Origin of the sequence: Pseudovibrio sp. Ad26 (genome assembly GCF_001623285.1) — a bacterium.
In the GTDB taxonomy this organism is placed as follows: domain Bacteria; phylum Pseudomonadota; class Alphaproteobacteria; order Rhizobiales; family Stappiaceae; genus Pseudovibrio; species Pseudovibrio ascidiaceicola.
The window spans coordinates 1-545 of sequence record NZ_LMCE01000085.1; the positions used below are offsets into that span (position 1 = coordinate 1).

Below are 545 nucleotides of genomic sequence, written 5' to 3' on the forward strand. Positions count from 1 at the left end.
ATTGTAATCAAGAAACTTTTTTGTTAAATCACGGTAATTTTTTCGAATTAGACTTTTATGCTCTCCATAGAAAGAGCTTAGGTATTTAAAGAAACTAAATCAAGGTTTACTTTAGCCATCTCTTATTTCACCGCCTCAATTTCAAGTGACTCTGACAGAACATCTGTAATTTTAATTCGAATCGTACCTGCATCTTTTGGAATGTCATAAATACCTTTTACAAATGATTTTTTATCAGGAATATCAATCTCTGTTGGATTTAAGACTGCCCCATCATAGTTGAAGTCAATCAAAAACAGACTCAACTAGTTGTTTCCAATCTTCCACGTTTTGCTCATCTAAACTTAATTTTTGAAGCAAGTTCATAGGGAAGAAGGATTCAATAATGACTTGTCCGTCTTGAATAACTGCCAATCCTTCAGATTCTCGTTTCAATTGAAGAGCTTTTTTATCTTTTAGAATATCGACAATATTCACATCTAATTTGTAATCGCCAACTTCCTTGAGAAGTGACGCTTTCAAATCTGGTTCATGCCCCATACAGA

Annotated in this window: 2 protein-coding genes; both read right to left on the reverse strand. The window is 33.4% G+C overall.

Going from position 1 to position 545, the window contains the following annotated elements; translation table 11 throughout:
• Positions 1–122: 122 nt before the first annotated feature.
• Entirely contained in the window at positions 123–293 is a 171-nt protein-coding gene (locus tag PsAD26_RS29850; RefSeq protein WP_206600017.1) for a hypothetical protein, read from the reverse strand.
• Positions 286–545 (reverse strand): hypothetical protein (locus PsAD26_RS29855; protein ID WP_206600018.1); only part of this gene is annotated, 260 nt, incomplete at its 5' end. The genes PsAD26_RS29850 and PsAD26_RS29855, both read right to left, overlap by 8 nt.